Source organism: Sphingopyxis sp. Soil_C_28 (assembly GCF_057657055.1).
Genome location: NZ_JBDGJE010000002.1, coordinates 192,679 through 214,537, shown reverse-complemented (window position 1 = coordinate 214,537; position 21,859 = coordinate 192,679). Strand labels below are relative to the sequence as shown.

Annotated in this window: 21 protein-coding genes; 20 read left to right on the top strand and 1 reads right to left on the bottom strand. The window is 64.9% G+C overall.

Going from position 1 to position 21,859, the window contains the following annotated elements; genetic code table 11:
* Positions 1 to 63: 63 nt before the first annotated feature.
* The 11 genes from AC3A43_RS09195 (at position 64) to AC3A43_RS09145 (ending at position 9,623) form a co-directional block, all read left to right on the top strand.
* Positions 64 to 834: a hypothetical protein gene (locus tag AC3A43_RS09195; protein ID WP_487792241.1), complete on the top strand. Its 771-nt coding sequence runs from the start codon at positions 64 to 66 to the stop codon at positions 832 to 834.
* A gap of 16 nt (positions 835 to 850) precedes the next feature.
* Positions 851 to 1,867, top strand: a complete 1,017-nt coding sequence (locus AC3A43_RS09190; protein ID WP_487792240.1) for a major capsid protein — start codon at positions 851 to 853, stop codon at positions 1,865 to 1,867.
* Between the two features lie 56 nt (positions 1,868 to 1,923).
* Positions 1,924 to 2,370, top strand: a complete 447-nt coding sequence (locus AC3A43_RS09185) for a Bbp16 family capsid cement protein (RefSeq protein ID WP_487792239.1) — start codon at positions 1,924 to 1,926, stop codon at positions 2,368 to 2,370.
* A gap of 1 nt (position 2,371) precedes the next feature.
* Positions 2,372 to 2,902: a hypothetical protein gene (locus tag AC3A43_RS09180; RefSeq protein ID WP_487792238.1), complete on the top strand. Its 531-nt coding sequence runs from the start codon at positions 2,372 to 2,374 to the stop codon at positions 2,900 to 2,902.
* A gap of 150 nt (positions 2,903 to 3,052) precedes the next feature.
* A complete protein-coding gene (locus tag AC3A43_RS09175) occupies positions 3,053 to 3,328 on the top strand; it encodes a hypothetical protein (protein ID WP_487792237.1) in 276 nt (91 codons plus the stop codon).
* 149 nt (positions 3,329 to 3,477) lie between these two features.
* Positions 3,478 to 4,110 (top strand): phage connector family protein, encoded by a 633-nt coding sequence (locus tag AC3A43_RS09170; protein WP_487792236.1) that lies wholly within the window; start codon positions 3,478 to 3,480, stop codon positions 4,108 to 4,110.
* Positions 4,110 to 4,775 (top strand): hypothetical protein, encoded by a 666-nt coding sequence (locus tag AC3A43_RS09165; RefSeq protein WP_487792235.1) that lies wholly within the window; start codon positions 4,110 to 4,112, stop codon positions 4,773 to 4,775. Before AC3A43_RS09170 ends, AC3A43_RS09165 begins: the two co-directional genes overlap by 1 nt.
* Entirely contained in the window at positions 4,775 to 6,589 is a 1,815-nt protein-coding gene (locus tag AC3A43_RS09160; RefSeq protein WP_487792234.1) for a phage tail protein, read from the top strand. Before AC3A43_RS09165 ends, AC3A43_RS09160 begins: the two co-directional genes overlap by 1 nt.
* Positions 6,590 to 6,644: 55 nt before the next feature.
* A complete protein-coding gene (locus tag AC3A43_RS09155; RefSeq protein ID WP_487792233.1) occupies positions 6,645 to 7,049 on the top strand; it encodes a hypothetical protein in 405 nt (134 codons plus the stop codon).
* Positions 7,042 to 7,536 (top strand): virion core protein, T7 gp14 family, encoded by a 495-nt coding sequence (locus AC3A43_RS09150; RefSeq protein WP_487792232.1) that lies wholly within the window; start codon positions 7,042 to 7,044, stop codon positions 7,534 to 7,536. The genes AC3A43_RS09155 and AC3A43_RS09150 overlap by 8 nt, the downstream gene beginning before the upstream one ends.
* Positions 7,536 to 9,623, top strand: a complete 2,088-nt coding sequence (locus tag AC3A43_RS09145) for a transglycosylase SLT domain-containing protein (protein ID WP_487792231.1) — start codon at positions 7,536 to 7,538, stop codon at positions 9,621 to 9,623. The genes AC3A43_RS09150 and AC3A43_RS09145 overlap by 1 nt, the downstream gene beginning before the upstream one ends.
* An 85-nt stretch (positions 9,624 to 9,708) precedes the next feature.
* Here AC3A43_RS09145 and AC3A43_RS09140 read toward each other — a convergent pair whose 3' ends face one another.
* Positions 9,709 to 10,026 (bottom strand): hypothetical protein, encoded by a 318-nt coding sequence (locus tag AC3A43_RS09140; RefSeq protein WP_487792230.1) that lies wholly within the window; start codon positions 10,024 to 10,026, stop codon positions 9,709 to 9,711.
* 44 nt (positions 10,027 to 10,070) lie between these two features.
* Here AC3A43_RS09140 and AC3A43_RS09135 point away from each other — a divergent pair, with 44 nt between their 5' ends.
* The 9 genes from AC3A43_RS09135 to AC3A43_RS09095 all read left to right on the top strand — a co-directional run bounded on the left by AC3A43_RS09135 (position 10,071) and on the right by AC3A43_RS09095 (position 21,836).
* The gene (locus AC3A43_RS09135) at positions 10,071 to 16,754 is read left to right on the top strand and encodes a MuF-C-terminal domain-containing protein (protein WP_487792229.1); all 6,684 of its coding nucleotides are present in this window, start codon (positions 10,071 to 10,073) and stop codon (positions 16,752 to 16,754) included.
* A 69-nt stretch (positions 16,755 to 16,823) separates the two neighbouring features.
* Positions 16,824 to 19,175, top strand: a complete 2,352-nt coding sequence (locus tag AC3A43_RS09130) for a hypothetical protein (RefSeq protein ID WP_487792228.1) — start codon at positions 16,824 to 16,826, stop codon at positions 19,173 to 19,175.
* A 103-nt stretch (positions 19,176 to 19,278) separates the two neighbouring features.
* Complete coding sequence (locus AC3A43_RS09125) at positions 19,279 to 19,605, top strand: hypothetical protein (protein WP_487792227.1); 327 nt, start codon at positions 19,279 to 19,281, stop codon at positions 19,603 to 19,605.
* Positions 19,605 to 20,246 (top strand): TIGR02594 family protein, encoded by a 642-nt coding sequence (locus AC3A43_RS09120; RefSeq protein ID WP_487792226.1) that lies wholly within the window; start codon positions 19,605 to 19,607, stop codon positions 20,244 to 20,246. Before AC3A43_RS09125 ends, AC3A43_RS09120 begins: the two co-directional genes overlap by 1 nt.
* Complete coding sequence (locus tag AC3A43_RS09115; protein ID WP_487792225.1) at positions 20,246 to 20,557, top strand: hypothetical protein; 312 nt, start codon at positions 20,246 to 20,248, stop codon at positions 20,555 to 20,557. The genes AC3A43_RS09120 and AC3A43_RS09115 overlap by 1 nt, the downstream gene beginning before the upstream one ends.
* A complete protein-coding gene (locus AC3A43_RS09110; protein WP_487792224.1) occupies positions 20,557 to 20,688 on the top strand; it encodes a hypothetical protein in 132 nt (43 codons plus the stop codon). Before AC3A43_RS09115 ends, AC3A43_RS09110 begins: the two co-directional genes overlap by 1 nt.
* The gene (locus AC3A43_RS09105) at positions 20,688 to 21,017 is read left to right on the top strand and encodes a hypothetical protein (RefSeq protein WP_487792223.1); all 330 of its coding nucleotides are present in this window, start codon (positions 20,688 to 20,690) and stop codon (positions 21,015 to 21,017) included. The genes AC3A43_RS09110 and AC3A43_RS09105 overlap by 1 nt, the downstream gene beginning before the upstream one ends.
* 61 nt (positions 21,018 to 21,078) lie before the next feature.
* Positions 21,079 to 21,405, top strand: a complete 327-nt coding sequence (locus AC3A43_RS09100) for a DUF2829 domain-containing protein (protein ID WP_487792222.1) — start codon at positions 21,079 to 21,081, stop codon at positions 21,403 to 21,405.
* Complete coding sequence (locus AC3A43_RS09095; protein ID WP_487792221.1) at positions 21,405 to 21,836, top strand: hypothetical protein; 432 nt, start codon at positions 21,405 to 21,407, stop codon at positions 21,834 to 21,836. Before AC3A43_RS09100 ends, AC3A43_RS09095 begins: the two co-directional genes overlap by 1 nt.
* Positions 21,837 to 21,859 lie beyond the last annotated feature (23 nt).

Below are 21,859 nucleotides of genomic sequence, written 5' to 3'. Positions count from 1 at the left end.
TCGACCGCCCTTCGCGCCGGCCTTCTGGCCTCCGCAGCGTTCATGTCCCCCGTGGAGCGCGCCATGGGCCGCTTTATGCGTGCGCCCGACGATCACGGCGACGCGGGCGGCGGCGGCGAAGGCGCAGGCGCCGGTGCTGGCGATCAGGGCGCTGGTGACGCAGGCGCGGGCGACGGCGGTGACGCCAGTGCTGGCGATGCGGGTGCCGGAGATGCTGGCGACGCCGGAGACGGCGACGATGGCGGTACCGCGCTGGGCGACGGTGCTGGTGATGACGACGGCGATGATGGCGATGCCGGAGACGGCGAAGGTGACCAGTCCGAAGGCGCGCCCGAAGCCTATGACCTCACGACCGAAGGCGTCGAGCTCGATCCCGAAGTGTTGGGCGAGGCCGAGCCGATCCTGCGCGAGCTCAACCTGTCCAACGACCAAGCGAAGACGCTGGTGCCGATCGCGGCGAAGATGATGGACCGCGCTGTCGATGCGACGGTCAACGACATCGTCGCTCGCGGCAACGCTCAGCGCAAGGCGTGGCTCGATGAGGCCAAGGGCGCGGAAGATATCGGCGGCGCCAAGTGGGACGCCAGCATGCACGCCGCGGCGAAGGGGCTCGATGCCCTCGGCTTCGTCAGGGCCGACAAAGCAAACAATGTCGAGGCTCATCCTTTCCGGCTCGCGCTGGAATCGACGGGCTTCGGCAATCACCCCGACATGATCCGCCTCTGCGCAAAGCTGGGCGAGCTCGTGTCGGAGGACGGTGATTTCGTGCGGGCGGATGCTTCGTCGCCTGCCGCGAAAGGTGATGTTGCGAAGCGTCTTTATCCAAACGACTAACTAGGGGGAAATTCCCATGGCTATTATCGGCAACACCTACCTTGGCCTCATCGACGTGATGAAGCAGGATGGCAACGAGCTCGGCGAAATCGTCGAGGCGCTGCACACGCTCAACCCGATCATGAAGGACGCGAACGTCGTCACCTGCAATATGGGGACGAAGCATCGGTCGAACATCCGCACGGGCCTGCCCAGCGTCAGCTGGGGCGCGATCTACGAGGGCATCAAGCAGTCGAAGTCGACCACGACGCAGGTCGACGACGTCACCGGCTTCGTCGAAGGTCTCTCGACCGTCGACAGCCGCCTGCTCAAGATCGCCGGTGAAAACGCCGCGAAGGTCCGCATGTCGGAATCGACCGCGTTCCTCGAAGCGATGGCGCAGGAGGCTGAAAAGACCTTCTGGTACACCAACATCGGTTCGGCGCCGCGCAAGTTTCACGGCTTCTTCGCGCGCTATAACAGTCTCGCCAACCCCAACGTCATCAGCGGCGGCGGTGTTGGCTCGGACAATACCTCGATCGCGATGATCACCTGGGGCGACCAGGCCGCCTCGATCATCACGCCGAGCGGCATGTCGGCTGGTGTCGATCGCGAAGACAAGGGCGAGCACCGCGTCCTCGATGCCAATGGCGATCCCTACTACGCCAAGGACGAGCTCTTCACGCAGCACCTCGGCTTCACCAACAAGGACTGGCGCTATAGCGGCCGCGTCGCGAATATCGACGTGTCCGATGTCATCGCCGGCACCAAGGCGGTGAACCCGCTGCTCCGCAAGCTGTTCTACAAGCTTCAGGGCCGCCGCAACTACGGCATGGAAAATCAGGGCGGCATCATCGGTGCCACGCGAACCGTGATCTACATGAACCGCACCCTGCTCGAAGCGCTCGACGCCGAGGGCACGAACGCCGGCTCGTCGGACAACTTCGTCCGTCTCACCCGGCGCGAGATCCAGGGCGAAGAGGTGCTGACGTGGCGCGGCATGCCGATCCGCGACACCGACAACATCCTCAACACCGAGGCTGCGGTCGCTTAACGTACCGGGGCGGCGTTGCTTCGGCGCGTCGCCTCCGGTCTTCCAGGAGAAGACAGATGAGCATTTTCGACATCACCAATCTGTTCGGCGAGGATCAGGCCATCACGGCCGATGCCGCTTCGACGAACAGCATCGACCTCGGCGCCACCGGCACCCCGTTCGGTGCATCCGCCGCGCTCGTCCGCGATATCGGCAAGGGCTGCCATGTGCCGCTCTCGATCAGCGTGACCGAGACGTTCAACAACCTCACCTCTCTGGAGGTGTCGCTGCAGGTCGACGCCGATCCCGCTTTTGGCTCGCCGAAGACGGTGGCGAAGGCGAGCTATCTGCTCGCCGAGCTCACCATCGGCAAGCAGCTCCCGTTCCCGGATTACATCCCGGAGGGCACCAATGAGCGCAACATGCGGCTCTTCTACGACGTGACCGGCACCGCGCCGACCACCGGGAAAATCACCGCGGGTGTCGTTGCTGCCCGTCACACTAACTTCGTGGGAGGCCAGTAAGATGTCGGACGAATTCAAGACGTTCCGCGCCAACGCCGAGGGCTTCGACGGCGACAAGGTCCGCGTCGAAGGCGAAGTGTTCACCACGAACATTCCGCAGGGCAGCTGGATGGACCTGCTCGACAAGGACGGCAATGTCGTCGAGCGGCCGAAGCACACGCCGGAGCTCGGCGAAGTCGATCTCAAGGCCGACGTCGATGTCGTCAGCGCCGCGGCGGCCGAGAAGCTGAAGAAGGCACTCTCGGATAAAGACGACGAGATTGCCGCGCTCAAGAATCAGCTGGCTGCCAAGGGCACCGCTGCACCGGCGAAACCCACCGCAGCGAAGCCTGCAACGGGCAAGGCTGCCGCCGCAGCCAAACCGGCAGGCAAGGCTGCTGCCGCGGCGCCCGCAGCTGGTGATGAAAAGCGGAACCTGCTCGAAGCCCTGACCGACGACGAGCTCCGCAAGTTCGTCACGGACAAGACGAAGGCGGAACCGGCCGCCGATGCCACGCGCGAGCAGCTGATCGAAGCGGCTATCGCAGACTGATACGCCTGCGGGCGGAAGGGGGAAGGGTCGAGAGCGCAACCTCTCGGCCCTTTTTCGTGGGCGATTCAAGCCCGCGCAGGACGGGCTAGCAATGTGCGGTCGGCCGCATCCGGCCATTTGGGTGCACCTCCGAACATAGGGAGAATGATCATGATCCTTTCACGCTACCGAATTACCATTGTCGCCGCGTCGCTGTTCGCAGTCGCCGCGCGCGCCACAGACACCGTCATCTCGGCCATCGACGGCTTCGTCGATCGATGTGTCGAGTTCATCGTTTCGGCTTTCAAGATGGGCGCGCCGCGCGTTGCTATCGACGGGCCGAGCTTCGACCGCACGATCAGTCGCGAACCACTCGCCCGCTCGCTGCTCGAATCGCTTCGGCACGAAAAGGGCGTACCGCGCTTCGGCGCCGCCCGTAATATCTGATCCGGCTGGGTCGCACAGCAGAAGGGCGCCGGGGCAACTCGGCGCCCTTTTCGTTGTCCTCTACTGTCAGTGGGCGCCCGTGAACTTTCTCCCGGTGCCGCTGAGCGGCGCCGATTCAAGCGCGCTGCGCGCCGTCTTACTGCCCGATCATGACCACCGTCGCGCTCTGCAATCAGGCTTTGATCGATCTCGCCGCGCCGCCGATCCAGTCGCTCAATGAGCCGTCGAACGAAGCGCGCGCGTGCGCCGCGGTCGCGTTCGTCATCATGGACGAACTGCTCGACTGGACCGAATGGCAGTGGACCGAAACCTATCAGGTGCTGGCGCAGATCGGGAACGACCGGCCCGCCGAATGGCTGTTCTGCTATGCCCTGCCCGCTGATTGCGCGACGGCGATCGCGGTGCGCGGCGTTGAAGCAGCGGCCACGTCGCTTCCGCTCGGCGGGCCGGCCACCTTCCCGCACCAGAATGCCATGCCGCTCGCATTCATCGTGGCCGACGGCAAGGTCTATACGAACGTCGCAACCGCAACGCTGGTGTACCATCGCAACGGCGCCTTCCAGCTGCCACCGCTCGTCGCGCGCGCCTATGTCCTCGAACTCGCGGCCCGGACCTGCTTCGCCATCAAGAAGGACAAGAAGCTGAAGGCGGACCTGATGCAGGAGGCGGCCTTCAAGAAGGCCGACGCGATCGCCGACGAGCGGAACAAGTCGCCCCGGTCGGCGCCGCGCTATATCAGCGATGCGGAATATGCTCGCGCCGGCATCCTGGACGAATTTTGATGTTCCGCGCCGGGCAACCGAATTTCAGCCGCGGCATACTGGCGCCGCACCTTCACGGCCGGTTCGACGTCGACGCCTATGCGGCCGGCCTGAAGCAGGGCAAGAACGTCCTGATCCTCAAATATGGCGGTCTGACCAAACGGCCGGGCACGCGGCTGGTAGCAGAGGTGATCGACGGCGCCGAGCCGACCCGCATCATCCCCTTCCAATTCAGCCTGACCCAGACCTATGCCCTCGAAATGGGGCAGGGTTATATGTCGCCCTGCGCGCTCGGCGGCCGGCTGCTCGAAGAAGAGCTCGAAATCGTCGATATCTCAAACGCGGCGAACGCTGAGGTTGAAGCGGCCTTCCACGACTATGCGGTCGGCGAGAAGATCTACCTGACCGGCATCGAGGGGCCGATGGGCGAATTGCTCAACGGCCGGTACTGGGACGTCATGTCCGTCGTCGACGGCAACAAGTTCACGATCGACGCCGACACGAGCGGCGTTGCGGCATTCACCGCCGCCGAGGGCGGCATTACGCGCACCGAAGCGCCGGACCCGCCGCCCGACCCGCCCGTCGTTCCCCCACCTGTCGATCCGGATCCGCCCCCAGGCGTCGGCGGTGGCGGCGGTGGCGGCTTCGGCGGCGGTCCGCGCAACAATCAGAATCCGATCCCCTGATGGGTGTTTCGCGCGCCTATGTCGTGGGCAGCCCGTACAACGGGGTCGAGCTTCCCGAGCTCGACTTCGAGCAGACGGCCGACACCATGTTCCTCGCGCATATCGATCATGCGCCGACGAAGCTGCTGCGCGCGGGCCACACCGACTGGCAGTTCGTCAGTATCACCTTCGGTCCGGCGATCGCCGCGCCCGCTGGCGTCTCCGCCGTCCCCACCGTCACCAACACCGATGAAGCAAATGACGGTGCGGCCTTTTTCCCGCAGACCGACAGCTATGTCGTGACCGCGGTCAACGACGACACGGGGCAGGAAAGCCGCGCATCGGCAGAGGATCCGGCAGTCAATGACCTCACGCTGAAGAAGAACATCAATACGATCACGTGGGGCGCCGTCGCCGGCGCGACCCGCTATAACGTCTACAAAGCTCATAACAGCCAGTTCTTCGGCTATATCGGCACGACCGAGGATCTCAGCTTCACCGACGACAATATCGGGCCCGCGCTCGACCAGGCGCCGCCGCAGGGGTTCAATCCCTTCCCGGGCGCCGGGGATTATCCGTCGACCGTGACGCTGTTCGAGCAGCGCCTGCTCATGGGCCGGACCAAGAATGTCCCCAATGGTATCTGGGGAAGCCGCAGCGGGGGTAGCCAGTTCGAGAATTTCGACCGCTCGCGCCCGCTCCGCGCCGATGACAGCCTCGCCTTCAGCATCGTGGCCGGGCGCGTCAACGCGGTCGAGCAGATGGCATCGACGACGACATTGCTCGCGCTGACCAGTGACGCGATCTTCAGTGTCGATGGCGACGGCAGTGGCGGGGTGCTCACCGCGACCAGCCAGGCCCCCCGCCGCCAGATCGGCCGAGGTTCCGCGCGCCTCGGTCCGCTTATCGTCGACAACGTCGTCTTCTATATGACGTCGACCGGGCACAGCATCCGCACCATCGGCTATAGTTTCGAGGTCGACGGGCTGAAGAGCAACGATATCACCATCTTCAGTCCGCACCTGTTCGACGGGTTCGACATCGTCTCGTGGTGCTATTCGCAGGAGCCGCGGTCACTGATCTGGGCGGTGCGCGCCGACGGCAAGCTGCTTTGCTTCACATGGGAGCAGGAGCAGAATGTCTGGGGCTGGACCATCTGCGAAACCAGCGGTGAGGTGCATTCGGTGTGCTCGATCACCGAAGATGGCGAGGATCGCGTCTACCTGATCGTCAAGCGCATGATCGGCGCCACTGCCCGCTTCTTCGTCGAGCGCATGGCGTCGCATAGCTGGGACACGATATCCGATTGCTGCTTTCTGGATTGCGCGGTCAGCGGCGAATTCGATATCCCGCGCCGCGAGTTCGTCGGCCTATGGCATCTCGAAGGCCGCACCGACGTCGCGGGCCTGGTCGACGGCGTACCGGTCGCAAATCTCACCGTGACGAACGGACGGGTGACCCTTCCCGCGGAAATCGCGGCGGGCCGCAAGGTGACGTTCGGCCTACCCTTCGAGGTGTATATCGAGACACTGCCGGTGCGCGCCAATATTCCGGGCGGCGGCTGGAATGTCGGCCGCAATCAGCAGCCGGGGCCGATCGCGCTGTCGCTCTATGAAACCTCCGGCGTCTATGCCGGCGAAGCGGCGAGCAACCTCGTCTATATGAAGCAGCGCATCGCCGAGGCCTATGGCGCAACCGACGATCTGCTGTCCGGCGATTACCTCATCAATTCGGGCAATCACGAGCAGGGCAAGATCTGCGTCCATATTCAGCAGACCGCGCCCCTGCCCTTCACGCTTCTCGGCGCGTTCGTGGACTTGAGCGTCAATGAGTAGCCGGATTCGGCTGGAGCTCGCCCGCACCAAGCATGTCGGATCGGTGGCGCGCCGGATGCGCGATATCGACGCGCGGGAATGTGCGGCCTTCGGTCACACGCCGAAACAGGCGCTCCGCGAATCGATCCTCAACAGCGACAAAGCATGGACCGCGTTCGTCGACGATCGCCCCGAGGCTATATTCGGCGTGGTCATCAACAGCGCGTTGACCGGCGCCGGGGCGCCTTGGTTCCTCGGCACGGACATCGTCTGGCAGCACGCCCGCGCGCTGCTCTCCATGGGCCCGGCCATGATCGCCCGGCTGCACGATTCAAGCGAAACGCTCGCTGGCTATGTCTCTTGCGAGAACGCTGCGGCAATCCGCATGCTGCGGCGCTGGGGTTTTCAGGTAGGCGACGATCGCCGCCGCGTCGGCGGGGTCCCGTTCTACGGCTTTGAGAAGGTGCGCGATCTTGTGTGATCCGACGACACTGGTACTGGCCGCCACCGCTGTGACGATGGCCGGTCAGGGCTATGCCGCACTGCAAAGCGCTGCCGCCTCGCGGTACGAGGCGCGGGTCGCGACGCAGAATGCCAAGATGGACAGCGAATCGGCGTTCCGCGAAACCGAAAACACGAAGACCGAGGCGCTGGCGCATTACCGGCGCATCGCTCAGCTGAAGGGCGAGCAGCGTGTAGCGCAAGCCGCGAACGGGGTGAGCCTTGATTTCGGTTCGGCAGTCGACGTGCAGAACGACACCGACATGCTCGGCCGGGAAGATGTGCAGCGCATCTATGACCAGGGCGCCGAGAAGGTCCGCGGGTTCGATATTTCGGCCTCCAATTACCGCTCCAGCGCCAAGGCCTCGCGGTTCGCCGCGAAAGGCGCCCTCATCAAGGGCGGGCTCGACATGGCGGCGACGGCGCTCGGCGGCGCGACGCAGTACAGCAAGATGAAGGCGGCATAGTGCGCGCCCAGGTCTATCAGTCCGACCAGGTCGCACCCGCCGAGACGACACGCGAGCGTCACCGTGCTGCCGACGTGGCCGCGGGGGGACTCGCGATCGCGCAGGGCGTAGCCAACCTCGGCCGTGCTGGGGCTGATTACGCGCAAGCGCAGGAGGATATCAATCTCCGCTTCGACGACACCGAAAGCCGGAAGGCTGCGCAGCGGTACCAGACCGGCGCCGCGAAGGTGCTGTCGGAGTTCCAGCTTGAGCAGGGCGCCAACGCTTATACTAAGCGTCCCGCGACCGAAGAGGCGCTCGCGAAATTGCGCGAGGAAACGCTCGGCGCCGCAACGAACGACCGCATGCGCCGCATGGCAGAAGACCGCATCGCGGGGCTATATGGTGCCGACACGGTCAAGATCGGCGAGCACGCTACACGGCAGCTGCGCGTCGAGCAGGATGGCACGCTCAAGGCACAGGTCGTGCTATCGGGCGAAGACGCCGCCGCGAATTGGGACCGGCCGGACCTGATGAGCACCCACATCGATACGATGAAGGCGGCCGTCGACGATCTCGGCGAGCTCAACGGATGGTCGGCCAACCAGGTGCGGCTTGAAAAGTCGAATGCGGTCAGCGCCGTGCACAAGGATGTCGTCAACCGCTTCCTCGCCGAGGATGATATCGATGCGGCGCAGATCTACCTCGAGGCGAACGCCGACGAGATGAACGCCAATGACGAGCTCGCGCTACGCGGCGCGATGAAGGAACCGCTTCTTACCCGCCAGGCACAGGGCGATTTCGACCGCGCCGTCGGGACAATGCCCGTCGCCGAGGGGGCGAGCACCAAGGATGCCGCCCCGGCCGGAACCACCTTCGACGCGATGGTTGCGGTGACCGCGAAGAGCGAATCGGGCAATCGGGAACGTGATGCGGCCGGGCGTCTCATTACCTCACCGGCCGGGGCGCAGGGCAAGATGCAAGTCATGCCGGGCACCAATACCGATCCGGGTTTCGGGGTCAAACCGGCGAAGGATAATAGCGACGCGGAGCGCACCCGCGTCGGCCGCGACTATCTCGCCGCGATGCTGAAAAGATACGGCGGCGATCCGGCAAAGGCGTGGGCCGCCTATAATGCCGGGCCCGGCCGTGTTGACGACGCGATCGCCGGTGGCGGCGACTGGCTTGCCCGATTGCCGAAGGAAACGCGGGACTATGTCGCGAAGAACACGGCCGCGATCGGCGGGGGCAGCGGCGCGCAGCAGTCGCCGCGCACTTGGGACAAGGCCGCGGTCTATAGTCAGATCGACACTCTCGCCGACAAGGAGGGATGGTCGCCCGAACGGCGCGAGCGGTCGAAGCTGTGGGCCGACAAGGAAATCGCGCGCGACGAGCAGCTGAAGGCCCGCGAAGAAAATCAGGCCGAGCGTGATGCGTCCGACTGGGTGCTGAAAAATCCCAACTTCACCGACATTTCCCAGATGCCAGCGAGCATCCGCGATCGCCTGGGCCCAGAGGCACAGCTGCGCTACATGGACGTGGGAAAGCGCAACGCCGCGCCGAAGGAACTGCCAGCGAACGGCGCCGACGCGCTCGCGCTCACCATGATGTCGATCTACGACCCCGATGGGTTCAAGTCGATGTCGCTCGGCGCCTATGCCGGGAAGGTTACCCGCGCCGAGCTCGAGACGCTCGCCACCAAACAGGCGAAGATGCGCACCGAGAAGCCGAAGGATGTCCGCATGCGCAGCGGCATCACGGGCGCGATCAGCTGGGGCGAGAAATACGGCGGCCTCGGCGAATTCAACGAGGATCAGCGCGTCGCGATCTATGGCATCATGGAAACCGATGCGCGCCGGCTGAGCGATGACGGCAAGAAAGAGCTCACCGAGGACGATTATCAGAAGCTGTTCAAGCGCGCGACGCGCGAGGTGCCTACAAAGACCTGGTACGGCGGCTCATCGTCGAAGCCGGTCTATGATATGGGGGCTTCGAACATCCCCGATGCGACGCGCGAGAAGATCGTCACGGCGTACAAGCGCACCAATGGCAAGGAACCGACCGAGGATCAGATCGCGGATTACTGGCGGCGCTACTACGCCAAATAAAGACGCGGCCAGTGTGCGTGTCCGAAGACAGAGGCCGGCCGCGTGCGATATGCACCCTATAGGGCGTGGGGTACCCCGCTAAAAGCTATTTCGCGACAGCATCCTTGAACGCAGCTTCGGCTTCCTTGACGCCGCGCTCCTGCTCGGCGCTCTCCAGCTTCTTGATGCGCTCGAACGCCCGGTCGGTGCCAAGATCTGTAGGCGCTGCAACGGGGCGCTTCAGGCTGACGGCGGCTGCGGCCGCGATCGCCTTTTGATTGTCGTCAACCGTGTCGGCGCGCCCTTCGAGATCCGTGATGCGGTTCTCCAGTTCCTCGATCTTCGTTTCCTGCTCGGCATTGTCGCCCGCGGCGGCGCAACCGGCGAGGAGAAGCGGCAGGAAAATAGCGCGATTCAAGAGCATTTGCGTCATCCCTAGCGTTCCGGGGCAACAGAAGAGGTGCCCCATTGCCCCCGACCCTTCCCGGCCTCGACTATTACGATCAGCGATATCGCCAGCGCAAGACCGACAATGAGCCGGTAGCGAGCATCGATCCTATCGAGGCGGAGATGCGCCGTGAGCGCAACGAACGCACGCGCCTCGACCTCCTGATGACCACATCGCCCGAGACAGTCGGGCGCGCAACGACGATCAGCCGCGAGATCGGCGTCCCTCCGCTCGATGTTGAGGACCGGATGGCCGACGCGACGCGCGGCCGCGACGTGCGTCGGTTCATGACCGTGGCCGAGCGATATCCCGCCATCGGCAAGTGGGCCGCCACCGAGCCGCGCGGCGCCGCTGCGGCCTCGGACGATTGGGACAGCCTGTCCCTCCTCGGAAAGACCTGGCGCTCGACGCGCGAGACCGTGACCGGCGTCGGCCCCAGCCTTGCCGCAGGCCTGTTTTCTCTCGGCGAAAGCATGGAGAGCGCGATCGGCGCGGTGTCGGACGTTGCGGATGCGATCGATCCGAAGCCCGCCATCGCCGGTTTCTTCAGCGACCTGGTCGGCACCTATTTCGGCTATAATCCCCGTTGGGACCTCGCGATGGAGAAGGGGCGCAAGATTTCGGTCGACGCCCGCGCTGCGCGCCGTGCTGCGCTCGATGCCGCGACAGAGGAATGGCGTCCGCAGTCGACCAGCTGGATCGCGCGCGACCTGCTGCGCGGTACCGAATCGACCCCGCTTTCGCTCATGGCGATTCTGACCCGCGACCCGAAGGCCGCGTCGGGCATCATGGGCGCAATGGTCGGCGCCAGCGAATATCAGGACGCGCGCGACGCCGGCAAGGATATCGGCACTAGCCTCGCCTATGGCGGCCGTCAGGGCTTCGTCGAGGCGATCACCGAACGCATCCCCGCATCGAAACTGCTCGGCGACCTCGCCAACCGCACCCCGTTCGGAAAGATGCTGCTCAACCAGATGATCGCCGAAGTGCCGGGCGAACAGGTAGCCACCTTGCTTCAGGACTTCGACAGCTGGGTGACGCTCAACCCCGAAAAGACGATGAGCGAGTTCATCGCCGAACGTCCCGCAGCGGCGGGGCAGACGCTGCTCGCGACGATCGGCGGCGTCGGTACCACGACGCTGACCGTGAAGGGCGCGCAGAAGTTCACAGAGGGCGCCGCGCTACTGGCGGCCCGCTCCGGCGAGGCGCAGCGCGCACAGCAGGAGGGCGCGCTTCTAGAGAACGCCGGCGCCGCGGCGGAGAAGTCGAAGTTGCGCGAACGCGACCCGGATGCCTTTGCCACGCTGATGCGCGAGCTCGCCGAGGATAGCGGCGTCACCGATGTCTATATCCCGGCCGAGGCTATTCAGGAATATATGCAGTCGGGCGATTTCGACGCCGACACATGGGCCGAGTTCGAGGAACAATCGCTCGAGGCGATGGCGACGGGCGGCGATGTCGTCATGCCGGTCGAGCGCGTGCTGTCCGCGTTCCCCGGCACTCCGGCATGGGACGCGCTGCGCGATCATATGCGTCTGTCGCCGGGGGGGATGTCGCGGTTCGAGGCCGAAAGCTTCAACATGGAAATCGCGGAGTTGCGGCAGACCATGGAAGAGCAGGCCGCCGCGATCGACGAATTCGACCGCGAGATGATGGAGGGCCGCGAGGCGCTGATCACCGACGTGGTCGAGAAGCTCCAGTCGGCCGGATATACACCGTCGGTCGCGCGAACGCAGGCCGAGCTCGTAGCGGCGCGGTACGAAACGCGCGCCATGCGCAAGGGCCAGATGCTGACCGGCAAGGAATTCGCCGACGTCGACGTCGTGCAGATCCTGCCCGAGCAGCTGGCGCTGCGCCAAAAGGATGATGGGCTCGACCGCGTCATCAATGCGATGCGGCGCGGGACGCCCGGCGCGAAGCAAGGCCCCTCGCTCCTCGAGTTCATCGCTCGCCGCGGCGGCATCGATGATCCGGGCGGCGATATCGCCAGCATGGGCGGCGATGCGTGGCACCGCGGCGCGCCGTTCCGCAAGCGCCTGGTGCGCTCGGTCGAAAAGGGACAGGCAAGCTTCATCGGCGGCGAGCAGCGCAATACGGCGCACGAGGATGTGCTGCACGCCGCGGTCAACGCGGGGTACTTCCCAGAGCTCGCCGGCCGCGAAGCTACAACCTATGAGGATGCGCTCGACAATAACCTCCTGCTCGACGCGATCGGCGCCGAGCTTCGCGGCGAGACCCGATACGCCAGCGAAAACGACACGACGCTGTCGGATGCGTCGGTCGAGCTCGCGACCCTGCTCGCCAATGAGGGGCTTGATCCAGCCACCGCCACGCGCCGCGAGATCCGGAATGCCGTGGCCGCCTATTCCTCGCGCAATGCCGCCGAGGGGCGGGGTTATCAGCAGGCGGGGCTCCGCGACGATATCCAAGCGGCATGGGACGGCACGCGCACGCGCGGCTTCATCGACCTCGGCCCTGTCCCGCAGGCGCTGGTCGATTATGGCGTCCCGGCCGGCAACCTCCAGATCGGTCGCGGCAAGATCCATTCGATCGCGAACAAGCATGATGTCGATGTTGGCGATATCGCGGGCCTTTCCGCCGCGCTCGAACAGCCTTGGGCGATTTATCCCACGACGCTGAAGGATTCGAACCGCGTCGTTGTCGCGCTGCCCCTGCGAGATTCGCGCGGCGATCCCATCCTTGCCGTCATCGAGCCGAACGGAAAGCTCGCCACGGTCACCAGTGTCTATGGTAAAAAAGGTCGCGGTAGCGTCACGGGTGACGACACGATCCGCGCGGCGATCGCCAATGCGAAGGCGAAGGGCATCGACGTGTTCGAGGGTGCCCCTCCGGCACGTGATCCCGAACCAATATCGGGCATTAGGCCGGAGAAGCGGTCTCGACCCATACTCTCGCTGGGCTCCGAAGGCAAACCGCGGGACCTTGAACAGAGCGGTGATCCGGCATCGCCGCGCGGCCGGATCATCTTTCCGAGCGAAGAATTCACCGGCGCCGCGATCATCGAGCTGTTCAAGTCGCGCAACCTGTCGACCTTCCTTCACGAAACCGGTCACCTGTGGCTTGAGGAGCTTCGCGCCGATGCATTGTCGGAAGAGGCGACCAATCGCCTGCGCGACGACTGGGGCCAGGTCGAGGAGTGGTTTGCGGCGAACGGCCACCCGATCGAGAACGGCGTTATCCCCGTCGATGCGCACGAGATGTGGGCGCGGGGCGTCGAGCAATACCTCATGGAGGGCAAGGCCCCCGTTCCGGCGCTGCGCAGCGTCTTCGAGCAGTTCCGCGCCTGGCTGGTCAGCATCTATCGCAGCGTGAAGGCGCTCCGCTCGCCGCTGACACCGGAGATCCGGCGCGTGATGGACCGGCTCATCGCCACCGACGACGATATTGCCCTCGCCAGCCGCGAACAGAGCGTCGCGCCGCTCCTGACCGACGGCACCGATATGACCGCTGCGGAGTTCGAGGCTTACCAGCGTCTGACGGCCGACGCCCGAATCGAGGCCCGCGGTCAGCTGCTCGACAGGACGGTGCGCGATATTCGGGCCCGCAACACGAAGCGCTATAAGGATATCGCTGCCGAGCTCCGCGACGAGATCGAGGCGAGCGTTTCCGAGCGGCCGGTGTTCCTCGCCATCACCGCGATGCGCGATACCCCGATCGACCGGCGCTGGGTCGTTGACTACATGGGCGACGAAGCGGCCGTGATGCTTCCGCGCGGGGGCCGGCCGGTGATGAAGAATGGCGGCATCCACCCCGACACGGTCGCGGAGCAGGCTGGCTTCCCGACCGGCCGCGACATGATCGACGCCATTATCGAGATGGAGATCGCTCACCGCACCGCACGCGAAGAAGGCGACCTGCGCACGATGCGCGACCGCGTCATCGAGGAAGAGCTCGATGCGATGATGCGCGAACGCTATGGTGAGCCGCTCACCGACGGCAGCATCGAACGCGAGGCGATCGCCGCGGTGCATAATGATTTGCAGGGCGAGGTTATTGCCGCCGAGGTCCGCGTTCTCGGCCGGAAGGCGGGGCAGCCCCCGACGCCCTATTCGGCGGCGAAGGATTGGGCGCGCCAGAAGATCCGTGGCGGCAAGGTCAGCGTCGAGGCGATGCCGGGTGCGCTCCAGCGCTATGCTCGCGCCAGCAAGAAGGCCGCGCGCGATGCGGAGGCGGCCTATCTCGATCGCGACATTGAGGGCGCCTTCCGCGCGAAACAGCAGCAGATGCTCAACAACGCGCTCTATTCCGAGGCGAAGAAGGCGCACGAAGAAGTCGAGGCGGCGCGCGTCCGGCTCAACAATATCGCTTCGAAGCGCGTCATGAAGTCGGTTGACCAGGATTATCTGGAGCAGGCGCACGCTCTGCTAGAGGCGGTCGACATCAAGCGCCGGTCGCAGAAGGGTATCAATCGGCAGGGCAAATGGGAGGAATGGTCATCGCAGCGGCAGGCGGAGGGCTATGACATCGTCGTGCCCTCGTCGTTCGAGGCGACGATCGGCAAGAACAATTGGACCCGGCTCACCGTCGAGCAGCTGCTCGGCCTCGATGAAGCCGTGCGCCAGATCATCCATCTCGGCCGCCTGAAGCGCGAATTGCAGGATGGGCAGGAAAAGCGCGAGTTCGAGGTCACCGTGACCGAGGCGGTGCAGGCCGTCGCGAAGCTGCCCCAGCGCGCGCCGAGCGACCTCATGGAGCCGTCGCGGTGGGATGCGATCAGGTCCAAGGTCGCCGCGGCCGACGCCGCGCTGCTCAAGATGGAGACGGTTTTCGACTGGCTCGACGGCAAGGATAGCAACGGCATCTTCAATCGCATCGTGTTCCGTCCGCTCGTCGACGCGCAGGAGAATGAGCGGCTGCGCATGGCCGACACGCTCGGGCAGCTGCGCGCCGCGCTCGAAAAGGTGGACAAGAAGACGCTGAAAAGCTGGTCGGACAAGATCACCGCGCCCGAGCTCCTCAACCGCGAAACCGGCAATTCGTTCGTCATGACGCGCGAGATGGTCGTGGCGATCGCGCTCAACACCGGCAACCGCGGCAACTTCGACAAACTGCTCGGCGGCTATGGATGGTCGGAGACGGGCGTACAGGCGATGCTCGACCGGGTGATGACCGAACAGGAGTGGAGCTATGTCCAGGAGGTCTGGGACATCATCAACAGCCTGTGGCCCGACATCGAGGCGATGGAGAAGCGCGTCAACGATATCGCGCCGGAGAAGATCGAGGCGCGGCCCGTGCAGACGAAATGGGGCGTGCTGAAGGGCGGCTATTACCCGGTCGTCTATGATCCGCGCCGCAATTACGAATCGGAAAGCTATGCCGCGAAGAGCGACAGCCTGTTCGAGGGCATCTATACCCGCGCGACGACGCCGAAAGGCTTCACGAAAGAGCGCACGAACGTCGAGCGCCCGATCCATCTGAGCCTTGGCGTCATTCACCGGCACGTCGGCGAGGTCATCCACGACCTGACGCACCGCGAGGCGATCATGCAGGCCGACAAATTCTTGCAGGCCCGGCCGATCATGAAGGCGGTCGACGACAGCCTCGGGCCCGAGATCCGCAAGATGTTCCGGCCGTGGCTTCAGCGCATCGCGAATGAATGGGCCTACGACCGCGCCGGGCAGGCGGGCATCGAGGGCTTCATCAAGAAGGCGCGCCTCAATGCGACGATCGTGGGCATGGGCTTCCGCGTCAGCACGATCATGCTTCAGATCGCGGGCTATTCGAACAGCTTCGAGCGCATCGGAGCGCGCTGGGTGGTTCCGCACCTGAAGGACATCGGCAATCCCGCGGCGTGGAATTTCGTGCTCGACAAGTCGAAAGAGGTCCGGGCCCGTATGGACACGCTCGATCGCGACATCCGCGACAATGTCCGCAAGGCGGCCGGGCAGCGCAATCTGAGCGTCGTGAAGAAGTTCGCGTTTCACGGCATCGGCTACATGGACCGTGTCGTCGTCATCCCGTCATGGCTCGGCGCCTATGACAAGGCGATCGCCGAGGGCATGTCCGAAGAGGATGCGATCTACTCGGCCGACAAGGCGGTGCGCCAGTCGCAGGGCGCCGGCTCGGTAAAGGATCTCGCCGCTATCCAGTCCGGCCGGGGCACGTTCGGCGAGGCCGGAAAGCTGCTGACCATGTTCTACAGCTTCATGTCGGGCTTCTATCAGCGACAGCGCACCTTCGGGCGCGATGTGCGGTACGCGAAGCTGGCCGATGCTCCGGGCCTGATCGCGCGCGCCTGGTGGCTGTTCGTCGTTCCGCCGCTCCTCTCCGAGCTCCTCGCGGGCCGGACGCCCGACGATGACGACGACGAAAGCTGGGCGGAATGGGCCATCTCGTCGATGATCTTCCAGATCTTCGGACCGATCCCGGTGCTGCGCGACGTTGGCCCGCCGTTGTGGGCGAAAGCGGCCGACCGGCCTTCTTTCGGATATCGCTTCACGCCCGCGCAGGGCGGCGTCGAGAGCGTGCTCAATGTCGGTTCCGACCTCGGCAAGATCGCCCGGGGCGAAGAGACGAAGCGCGCAACGCGCAACGCGATCGAGATGACGGGCTATTTCACCGGGCTGACCACCGGGCAGATGGGGGTCGCGGCGCAGTTCCTGGTCGATGTCGGGCATGGCGATGCGGATCCGGACGGCATCGGCGACTGGTGGCGCGGCCTCACGAAAGGCAAGATCGAATAGGCCTGCCGATTCAAGCCAGCCAACCCCGCTCCTACCGATGAGGCGATTGGTCTTATTTGGGTGGAATAGATGGCTGTCGACACGACGAACGCCTTTAGCGGGCCGTTCTTCCCCAATGGGGCAACGCTCACCTTTCCGTTCACCTTCACAGCGCCCGGCGCCGACGAGGTGGACGTTCTTCTTCGTGCTGCCGACGGCGCCGAAACCCTCGCAATCGGATATACCGTCGCGATCAATCCGACCGGTGGCGGCAGCGTCACCTTCTCGGTCGCTCCCGCCGCGGGCCCGGAGCTGTTCGTCTTGCTCGAGCCGCGCTTCACCCAGCAAATCGAATTCGAGAACGGCACCGGATGGCTAGCCGAGCCTGTCAACGAAGCTGCTGACCGCGCCGCCGCGCGCGACCAGGTGCTGCGCCGGGACCTCGGCCGGGCGCTGATGTTCCCGATCGGCGACGAGCCGGGACAATTGCCGGCGAAATCGACCTTCGCGGGCAAGTTCATTGGGGGCGATGCCGTCGGCAACCCCGTCGCTCTTCCGGGTACCGGCGCCGACGAAGGCCTTCGCGAGGCGCTGGCTGCATCGGACCCGGCGCTCGGCGCTGCGCTCGCCAGCTATTATGCCCCCGGCGCCGGTGCGGTGAAACGGACAGGCCGCGCGAAGCTTAACGAGCGAATCACGCCCGAGGACTATGGGGCCGGCGGCGTCGACGATGCCGTGCCATTCGCGACGGCGGCGGCGCGTGCGGTAGCCGCGGGGGCATTTTTGCGCGGCCGGCGCGGCGCGGTCTATAATCTCGGCGCCGGCGTCAATGTGCCCGCGGGTTTTCATTTCGACGGCGAAGGCTGCACGATCAAGGTGGCGGATCACGTCGACGTCCTGACGCTGCTCGGCGGCGGTGCCCGGCTTTACAACTGCACGATCGAAGGCCCCGACGACGGCGAGTATAATGCCGCCAACAAGGGTATCGTGCTGCACGGCACTGCCGGCGCGGGCCCGGGCCTCGCGCCGGTGATGGCCGAAGATATCGCGATTGAGGGCGTCACCTTTATCGGTCTGGGGCACACGGCCCTCGATCTTTGGTATTGCAGCGGGATTCGGACCCGCGACCTGGTGTTCCGCCGCCTCGGCTATGCCGGGGTGCTCGGATATTCGATCGAAGATTTCGACGGCAAGGGCTTCGACGTCGACACGATCTATGGCGAGACGGCGAGCGGCGAGATGAACGCTTATGCGCTCACCTTCACCAGCGCGGTGAACGGTGGCGACGACGACCGCTATCCGCCGTCGCGGCGCTGCTACGCGCATGAAGGCAAGGTCAGCAACATGCCGACCTGGCACGCGCTCGACACGCACGGCGGTCGCGTGATCGGCTTCCAGGACTGGGAGCTTTACGACGTCCGCCGCGCGATGGCGCTGACCAACCGCGGCGATGACAGCGCGCAGGATTGTTACGCCAAGCGCATCCGGTCGTTCAACACGTTGCCTTTCGCGCTGGGCGCTGGCGGCGAGCCGACCGCAGCCAGCGTCAACGCCGGGGTCACCTACGGCGGCACGGCCGACAAGCTGAAAAAGGACAGCGCGCTCTGGATCACCGGCATTGCCGGATCCCCGTCGCGCAACATGAAGATCGACGACTTCTTTGCCGAGGGACACGGCCGACCCGGGCAGGTCAATGGCAGCTATTATTTCGAGCATTGCGACGTCGATGCGCGCAGCCTGGTCGACAAGGATGGCTATATCAACGGCGTGTACGCGCCGAACGGCGTTACCGGGTCGATCGAGCATTGGTGCATCAATCCGCTGGCTTGGGACGATGGCGCCTATCCGGGGGGAACCTATGGCGGCAACGCGTTCGATACGGTGCGGCCGCTCGATGCGCGTGGCGGTGACCTGAAGTATCAGGGCCGTTACACGCGCACCGCGGCGCTGCCGGCGAACACCTTCGATCTCGACTTCCTGATTTCCGGCGCCGGGGCGGGCAACAAGGTCGAGCTCGTCGGCAACGGCGTGCGCGGCAAAACGGGCGGCGGTCATTTCATCAGCGGCGATGCGGCCTTTGTCACCGGCAATTACAGCCGCGGCATCGTGCTGACGGCCGGCGTTGGCGAATTCGACGGCGCGGCGCCGAGCGGCAGCGTGCTGTGCTCGCGCGAGGGCGCGGTGATCACGCTCGATTTTCCGACGATCGGGGGCACGTCGACGTCGAACGCGTTCACGCTCGGCATTTTGCCGCCGAACTTTCGGCCGACATCGGCGCAGACCCGCCTGATCCGCATCACCGACAACAGCGTTGCCGGCGTCGGGCTGCTGTCGATCGCGACGAGCGGCTTGCTGACCTTGTCCGTTGGCGCGGGCGGCGTGGCGTGGACCGTTGGGGGGACGAAGAACATCCTGCCGACCAGCGAAAGTTTCTGGGCATGATGGACGGCCCGTTCGCCCATATCATCGGGGTCCTCGGTGCCGCGCTGGTGACCGTGATCTTCGCGCTCATCATCTGGGGCCGGGGCAGTCGGGATGATCTCCCGTGAACGAGCCGAACGAAGCTGATGCGGTCATGGCGCGCCGGATCATCCGGCAGGCCTTCCAGACGTGGAAAGAAGAGCAAGCGCTCGAGGCGAAGGAAACTCGCCGGTGGCTCGGCGGCAGTGCGCCGGCATGGATCGCGATGATCGTGACCATCCTCACCGCCGCCTTTGTCGGCGGCGTCGTTCGTGCCGAGATCTCGGACGCGACCGACACGCTGCAGAAGCACGAGCAGCGGCTCGACGCCAATGACACCAAGATCGCGGACATCAAGGAGCGCCTGGTGCGCATCGAAACGAAGATCGATCAGATCAGGGGAGATCGCTGATGACACTCCAGTTCAACCACGACGCCTTCATGGTCCAGCTGCGCAAGCGGATGAAGGACGGAAAAGTGCCCGCCGACGTCTATCAGGCGATCGTCGACGCGGTGCGGGCCTCACAGGCTGGCTCGATCTCGCCCGCCACCCCGCCGCTCACCGCTGCGGGCGAGCCTCGCTGGCTGGCCTATGCCCGGGCGCACATGGGCACGAAAGAGATCGCCGGTCCCACGCACAACAGCAAGATCGTCGATTGGTTCAAGAAAGCCGGTGCCGCGTGGTTCAAGGATGATGAGACGCCCTGGTGCGGCGCGTTCGCAGCGGGGTGTATGATCGAGGCCGGGCAGCCGATTCCGGCGAAGGGCGAAGCCGTGCGCGCGAAGGCATGGGCTAGCTGGGGCAAAGAAACGCCGCCCCGGGTCGGCGCCGTAGCCGTGTTCGGCCGGGAAGGCGGAGGGCATGTCGGCTTCGTCGTCGGTGAGAACGCGACACATCTCTATATTCTGGGGGGCAACCAGTCGAACGCGGTCAACATCATGCCGATCGCGAAGTCGCGGCTGATCGCATTCCGCTGGCCGGAAAGCCTGCCTCTGTCCGATCAGCGCCTGCCGCAAATGACGGGCGGCGCCGTCTCGAAGAACGAACGCTGATGTTCGCAGCTCTCAAAAAGCTGCTCAAAGACCTGCTCTACACGGGCGGCAATCAGGCGCTCGACATCGCGCGCCTGTCCGCGCTGGGGTCGAGCATCGCTTATTGGGTCGGCGTTTTCATCCTGCTGCACCAAACCGGCAAGTTCGATCCGGTCGAGGTCGGCACCGGCTGGGGGCTGCTCTGCGCCGGCAACGGCGGTTGGGTCTATGCCCGCCAGTCGAAAGAGCCGCCTCTAACTGACACAACCACCACGACAGCCAAGATCGAAACGGTCGAGCGTCGAGCGGCGCCTGAAGCGGAAATGGTCTGATGTCGGTGCTCGCATATCTGATCGAGCCGCACCTCGGCCGCTGGTCGCGTTTCGCGCTGCCCATCGCGTGGATACTGTCGACCGCGACGCTCGGTGCGTTCTGGCTCCTGTTCAGCTGGCTCTTCGTGTGATGGAGTTCCGCACCCGAATCCGATCCGTGCGTCCGAAGCGTGGCGGGCATATCGTCATGCTGCCCACGCCAGTCGACCGCGATGGCGAGAATCTGCGCGGCACCATGATCCAGCATGCGAAGATCATCGCCGACAACAAAGGCGATTTCGACGGTTTCCTCGTCATCGGATTTTGGGCGGACGGCACGAGGTCGCTTGGCTTCCGGATTCCCCAGCGCATCCCGCGTGAGATCCTGCCCTCATACGTCGCCGAGATCCTGCGCACCGACTGCGTCACCGAATGGCAGGCTGAGATGACCTTTGACCAGCGGTTCGAGCGGCTCGAATGAATTCCGGCGCGAGCCGGTGATCGCGCCGCGCGGATACGCGGCCCCCCTGAAGGAAACGACTATGTCCACGCATCTTAAATTCGGATCGGCGCTCTCGGCGCTCATGAACGGCAACCGCATCGCGCGCGCGGGTTGGAACGGCAAAAGCATGTTCCTCTTTCTCAATCCCGGCAGTCACGACTTCGGTAACGACGATGCCGTGCCCAGCTTCATCGAGGGCGTTCCCTCCGAGCTCTTTAACAAGGGCGATACCGGCACCTCTACCCGATTGCCAAACATCAACATGCGCACCGCCTCGGGCTCGACCGTGACGGGCTGGCTGGCCTCGCAGACCGATATGCTCGCCAACGATTGGTGCGTGCTCGCCGACGACGTCGAGCCCGAATAATGCCTTTTCCTCTTCTCCCCATCGTCGGTCCTTTCCTGCTCAAGCGGCTTGTCGGCCGGATTGGGGAGAAGTGGGCGGGCCGCGCCGCGGCGGTGATCTCGTTCACGATCGCCGCCGCGCTGCTGTTCGGGGCAGCCTATTGGATTCGGATCGACGGTTGGAACGACGGCCGCAAGGCTCTGCTCGCTGACCAGGCCAAAACCAAGGCAACAGCCGATGCCGTCCAGCGCGAGAATGAGCGCCAGGCCGAACAGATCCGGCGCGATGAATTGAAAGCGGGCGCCTCGATCGATGCGGCCCAGCAAAAGGAGATCTCCGATGCAACGAAGCAACTTCCTGACGCTCGCCCTTCCGATCGTGCTCGCAGCCGTGTCTGTGTCGAGTTGCGGCAACAGGCCCGACGCAAATCCGAACCTGCGCCTGACTGCTGACAGTTTCGAGCGAGCCGACCGGC

Coding starts and splice junctions, on each gene's coding strand:
- AC3A43_RS09105 (WP_487792223.1), top strand. CDS start 20,688: ATGGAGTTCCGCACCCGAATCCGATCCGTGCGTCCGAAGCGTGGCGGG.
- AC3A43_RS09120 (WP_487792226.1), top strand. CDS start 19,605: ATGACACTCCAGTTCAACCACGACGCCTTCATGGTCCAGCTGCGCAAG.
- AC3A43_RS09100 (WP_487792222.1), top strand. CDS start 21,079: ATGTCCACGCATCTTAAATTCGGATCGGCGCTCTCGGCGCTCATGAAC.
- AC3A43_RS09180 (WP_487792238.1), top strand. CDS start 2,372: ATGTCGGACGAATTCAAGACGTTCCGCGCCAACGCCGAGGGCTTCGAC.
- AC3A43_RS09195 (WP_487792241.1), top strand. CDS start 64: ATGGGCCGCTTTATGCGTGCGCCCGACGATCACGGCGACGCGGGCGGC.
- AC3A43_RS09095 (WP_487792221.1), top strand. CDS start 21,405: ATGCCTTTTCCTCTTCTCCCCATCGTCGGTCCTTTCCTGCTCAAGCGG.
- AC3A43_RS09175 (WP_487792237.1), top strand. CDS start 3,053: ATGATCCTTTCACGCTACCGAATTACCATTGTCGCCGCGTCGCTGTTC.
- AC3A43_RS09155 (WP_487792233.1), top strand. CDS start 6,645: ATGCGCGATATCGACGCGCGGGAATGTGCGGCCTTCGGTCACACGCCG.
- AC3A43_RS09140 (WP_487792230.1), bottom strand. CDS start 10,026: ATGCTCTTGAATCGCGCTATTTTCCTGCCGCTTCTCCTCGCCGGTTGC.
- AC3A43_RS09110 (WP_487792224.1), top strand. CDS start 20,557: ATGTCGGTGCTCGCATATCTGATCGAGCCGCACCTCGGCCGCTGGTCG.
- AC3A43_RS09170 (WP_487792236.1), top strand. CDS start 3,478: ATGACCACCGTCGCGCTCTGCAATCAGGCTTTGATCGATCTCGCCGCG.
- AC3A43_RS09160 (WP_487792234.1), top strand. CDS start 4,775: ATGGGTGTTTCGCGCGCCTATGTCGTGGGCAGCCCGTACAACGGGGTC.
- AC3A43_RS09130 (WP_487792228.1), top strand. CDS start 16,824: ATGGCTGTCGACACGACGAACGCCTTTAGCGGGCCGTTCTTCCCCAAT.
- AC3A43_RS09165 (WP_487792235.1), top strand. CDS start 4,110: ATGTTCCGCGCCGGGCAACCGAATTTCAGCCGCGGCATACTGGCGCCG.
- AC3A43_RS09115 (WP_487792225.1), top strand. CDS start 20,246: ATGTTCGCAGCTCTCAAAAAGCTGCTCAAAGACCTGCTCTACACGGGC.
- AC3A43_RS09190 (WP_487792240.1), top strand. CDS start 851: ATGGCTATTATCGGCAACACCTACCTTGGCCTCATCGACGTGATGAAG.
- AC3A43_RS09185 (WP_487792239.1), top strand. CDS start 1,924: ATGAGCATTTTCGACATCACCAATCTGTTCGGCGAGGATCAGGCCATC.